5 protein-coding genes are annotated in these 4586 nt (G+C 47.2%); 2 read left to right on the plus strand and 3 right to left on the minus strand.

Going from position 1 to position 4586, the window contains the following annotated elements; translation table 11 throughout:
• From A3750_RS07595 to A3750_RS07605, 3 genes are all read right to left on the minus strand, one after another.
• The coding region (locus A3750_RS07595; protein ID WP_231871761.1) for a cache domain-containing protein at positions 1–1227 on the minus strand (1227 nt) is incomplete at its 3' end.
• A 39-nt stretch (positions 1228–1266) separates the two neighbouring features.
• Positions 1267–2547, minus strand: coding sequence for a hypothetical protein (locus tag A3750_RS07600; protein ID WP_068521578.1), 1281 nt, complete (start codon positions 2545–2547; stop codon positions 1267–1269).
• A complete protein-coding gene (locus A3750_RS07605) occupies positions 2513–2899 on the minus strand; it encodes a hypothetical protein (protein WP_068521580.1) in 387 nt (128 codons plus the stop codon). Before A3750_RS07605 ends, A3750_RS07600 begins: the two co-directional genes overlap by 35 nt.
• Before the next feature lie 302 nt (positions 2900–3201).
• On the opposite strand from A3750_RS07605, the gene A3750_RS07610 reads away from it, so the two are divergent.
• A complete protein-coding gene (locus A3750_RS07610; RefSeq protein ID WP_156498476.1) occupies positions 3202–4365 on the plus strand; it encodes a cytochrome-c peroxidase in 1164 nt (387 codons plus the stop codon).
• On the plus strand, positions 4365–4586 hold a 222-nt coding region (locus tag A3750_RS07615; protein ID WP_156498477.1), incomplete at its 3' end, for a hypothetical protein. The genes A3750_RS07610 and A3750_RS07615, both read left to right, overlap by 1 nt.

Consider the following 4586-nt stretch of genomic DNA (forward strand, 5'->3'; position numbering starts at 1 on the left):
CGTGTAGTGATTGGTTTGTCGAATATAGCCCTCGCGATCCTGAATGATAATTACCGCATGCATGGTATCGAAAAGCTGATTAACAAAGTCCCGCTCTAGCACGAGTTCTCGACTTCGAGTTTCTAGTTCATTTGCGCGTGATTCGAGCTGCTCATGCATGCTTTCAAGTTCGCTGCATAGCGAGGAGGCTGTCATGCGCAGTAACTCGGCCTCGTCATTTATAAAGCGGCTAGCGCTGAGTTTGGCGAAGTCTGCTTTTGCTTGTGCGTAGTTTTTACTCGCCAATGAAGGCAGTATGTTGGTGGTTTGACGTAAGCGGGTCATTGGTCGCCAAAGCACGAGTAACAAGAGAAGCTCGGTAATAACCAGACAAACAAGCAGCAAAAGGCGCATGTCGGATACTGCGCGCTCGGATATAGCCTTTCCCTCACTCACATCACGAACAGTCAGCACGTGATCGCTCTCTAACGCAAAACTCCGCAAAAGATAGGTTTTACCCGAGTACTCTACAAAGTGATTGTGCTTGATTAAGTGCTCGAAATTGAACTTGGTGAGCGCGATGTCGATAATAGGGCGCGTTTGATCTGGGTTTGTGATTGCCACTAGATTGTGGTTCCACTCCTGAAGATGTTCGGAAAAACGGTAGAGTTGGTACTGTTTGGAAAATAGCGCTGTGTTAATGCCGGTGATTTGATAAAAACGCAATAGGTGATTGGAAAGTGGTTCAGAGAGTGTCACCGCGCCAACAACTTCGCCATTAAAGAGTATTGGCGCTCCCGCTTTAATCACACAGTGTGACCCGCAATCGAGTTGCCAATTGGACTGTTCGTTTTTCAGGATGTTCTGAACAAACTGAAGCGAAGAGCGCGTTCTTCCATGAGAGCGTTCTCTCGCTTCTTTATCGTATACGGAGACGCTCTCAATGCCATATTCGACCTGAAGATTCCAACTGATATCGCCAATCAATGCCGCAAGATCCGTTTCCGATTGCGCTGCAAGTAACTGCCCTAATTTCTCGCTTCTTGCTGAAGAGAGCGCAAGTTGCGCGGCCTTTTCGCCTTCGACTTCGAGCAGTGCGTTAAATTGCTTTTGATTTCGTTCAACGATGGTGTCTATTGCAGAATGGAACTGGCTTTTGTATGCATCGGTGAAAGCCCATAGTAATGCCACAAATAGCACGCCCAACACTAAGCTCGTCAGGCCAAAGGCCTGCCACTTAATGCTCATGTTGGGTCGATAATCCAGCTTCACTAAAGAGTCCTGTTATTACCAGCGATAGGCAACTTGCAGAGCCGCCAGATTCCAATATCGGTTTGTTCGCTGGCTTTGGTTGTCACGGTTAAACAAGCGTGACCAGCCATCGATGTAATGAAACTCTCCACGAACAAGCCAGTTATTATCTGGCCGCCAACTCGCACCCATATTTATGTCGACAAAATGCCCATTTGGGTCCGCAAAGCTCACATCGCGCAGGCGGTTGTAATCGTAACGGATGTAGGTGTCTGTGGTATCGGTCCAGCGATACAAGCCTTGTATATAAAACGATTCTTCATGGCCAAGGTACTTGATGTTTTGGTTCGCATATTGCTGCGCTTGTGCAAGTTGGCTGTTACTCAGGGTTTGCAATAACGGTGAATTTGCGATCGTTTTGTTTAGATCAAAATTCACTTTCGATTTGAACTTATGGCGCGAATACTCGGCTGTGACCGACCAATCTAGCTGATTGTATTCCAGAGAGCTCAGCACTGTTTCAGAGTAAAAAGACGAATCATCTCCATACGCTTGTATGTTGATGGCGGGACCTGCGGGAAGACCTAAATCGCTAGGCGAGACAGCCAGCACTGGATTAACATCAATCGTGTATTCCGGACGATAATAGGTAAGGGCTGCACGCCAACCTTCAAATTCAGAGCCATAGGCTAGCTTGGCGAGAAAACTCTTGTCTCCTTCAAGGTTAGACGGATTGAGCGCTGATGCCTCTTTGATTTCGTCTTCGTCGACAACCGGTTTGCTCACGAATATTTGAAAGCTAAGTTGTTTTTCATCGAAGCCTTTAGAGGCAAAAAATTCAATGCCATCGGCAGAATAAAAAGAATTGCGAGTTTGATCATAATAGATGGATTGCGGCATAAAAATGCCTGTTCGCGTGTGCGGGATGTCGCGTGTTTCGTTATAGAAACCAAAGGAAGAGCGAATACGGCCAAGCCTACCGATCACTTGAACTTCGTCTTGTCTGTATAAAGGCAGACTAAAAAATGCATAGTCTACGCGAATATCGTCGCCACTCGCTTCACTGACTTTTCGGCCCAAAAGCTGCCCAGAGAACCCAAGATCTTTGTAGACCTTTGTTGAGTACAACGCTCCGGCTTCCCACAGATCAAACGATAGGTCGTCGTCAGATTGGCTCAGAAAATTGTAGTCACTTGAGTGCACCAGGCTTTGGCTCAAAAAGGCCTCAAACCGGTTTTGCTCAAACCACTCGCTGGACTGCGCCGACGCAGTCAGCGTGGCACTAGCGGCGAATAGTAAGGGTATTAATCTGTTCATGATCTGTTTCTTTCTGGATGTAGCCAATGGCGCCTTTCGTGGAGGAAATCACCTCCAGCATTTCCTGCTCGCTATTTAGTTCGATGGGGGCTTCTCCGGTTCCGGAGTAGACTAGGCGGTGCCAGATAGATTGCAGTTGTCTGGGAAAGACACCCAGCACTTGCTTACAAAACTCACGATGGGAGTCTTGTTCTGGCGTTAGCACGTAGACTTGAATAGGTTGACCGTCCGACCATAGACGCTTTTTCATTGTATAGATTGCTCTTAATTCCTTGAGCTGCAACTCGCTTCTGTCTACCGCTGCATTCGTGATGACGGTGATGCTCTGTGCTGGAAATGCCATTGCCATCATGGACAATAAACTGCATACAAGCACGAAAGCGCGGCACCGTCGGTGATCATTAGTACTTCGCACGGTAGTTGTCGTTTTCTTATTTATTTTTTGGATACTCTCTTTTTACTATAGCAAGGGTGCGCCATCTGGCGTGGTCTTGTACAAGAAAACACAAACTGTTGCGATTGTTACGTAAGCGAGCAATCACAGCGTTCGTTGAGACGATCTTAATTTGGCGAATTACCCCTTTAAAAATAAGGTTTTATGGCCTGTTCATTCGCTAGTTTGTTTTTTATATCGGCATAGCGTAAGGCACTTCCTTGACTATACTTCGAGCACGTTTTGTTATGGGTATGGTGGTGTACATCGAAATGTCAGTGTGCGGTTTAAGCAGGTTGTTGAGGTTGGTTAGTTTGAAGCGGTCGTTAAATACGCTTCGCTTGATTTTGCTGGCGCTCAGTATGCAGCTTGGTGCCTGTAGCGATGCACATGACGGACAGGTTAGCCATGCGTTGTCGACAGATTCGGTTAAATTGCTTGCGCAGCATGAGAGTGCGGCGACCGAAGATTACGCAGAGTTTCGAATACTTACGCCATCGAGTTCAGTCCAAAAATCCGCAGAACTAATCTCGCTAGGGGAGCGGCTCTTTCACGATGCCCGTCTAAGCGGCAGCATGGACGTTAGTTGCGCTTCTTGTCATCAATTGACGACGGGAGGCGATGATCAACTAGCTATTTCTATCGGTACGCAAGGTCGGCTAGGCACAGTGAATGCGCCCACGGTCATGAATGCAGGCTTGAACTTTGTCCAGTTTTGGGATGGTAGAGCGGCAAGCCTAGCAGATCAAATAGATGGTCCGATTCATGATACAAATGAAATGGATAGCTCTTGGCCGCAAATAGTAGAGCGCGTGAAAGCCGATAAGCACTATCAAGAGCGCTTTCTTAGCTTGTTTGAAGAGGGCATCTCGCCAAGCAATATCAAGGCGGCCATTGTTGCCTTTGAAAACAGCTTGCTCACCCCAAGCCGGTTTGACGCGTTTCTTGCAGGTGACGTTTCCTTGTTAAATGAGCAAGAACGCAAAGGCTTAAATCTGTTTCTCTCATTGGGCTGCGCCGGTTGTCACCAAGGCGTGAACCTTGGCGGCAACATGTATCAGTATCTTGGGTTGATGGGAAATTATTTCGCCGATCGGGGTGATGTTAAAGAGTCAGACCTAGGGTTGTTTAATGTCACAAAGCGCGATCAAGATCGCTATAAATTTCGGGTGCCGTCGTTACGCAATGTGGCGCAAACGGCACCGTACTTTCATGATGGCAGCGTCGATACCTTGGAGGACGCAGTGATAAAAATGGCTTATTACCAGTTAGGGTTTTCGTTAGAGGAAGAGCAAGCCTTGGATATTGTTGCTTTCTTAAAAACCCTGGACGGATCGCCTGTGCCAAATCGTTTAAACGCTGCGGCCATTAGCGGAGTGAAGTAATGAGACTTCAATCGCTGCGTCGCCTGATCATTTTTCTTCTTTTGCTCGTGTTTGGTTGTATCGCGATCATTGTGACCGCCCAGATAGACGCGAAGAACATGGAGAATATGCGAATAAATGCGGCGTCATTGAACACAGCTGAGTTTCAGCTCATTCAAGAGATGCAGTCGATCAACCAGGCAAGCAGGCGAAACTTCGACAAATTGAATATGCTTTTCGAG

The sequence above is a fragment of the Oleiphilus sp. HI0079 genome, assembly GCF_001635105.1.

Coding starts and splice junctions, on each gene's coding strand:
- A3750_RS07605 (WP_068521580.1), bottom strand. CDS start 2,899: ATGATGGCAATGGCATTTCCAGCACAGAGCATCACCGTCATCACGAAT.
- A3750_RS07600 (WP_068521578.1), bottom strand. CDS start 2,547: ATGAACAGATTAATACCCTTACTATTCGCCGCTAGTGCCACGCTGACT.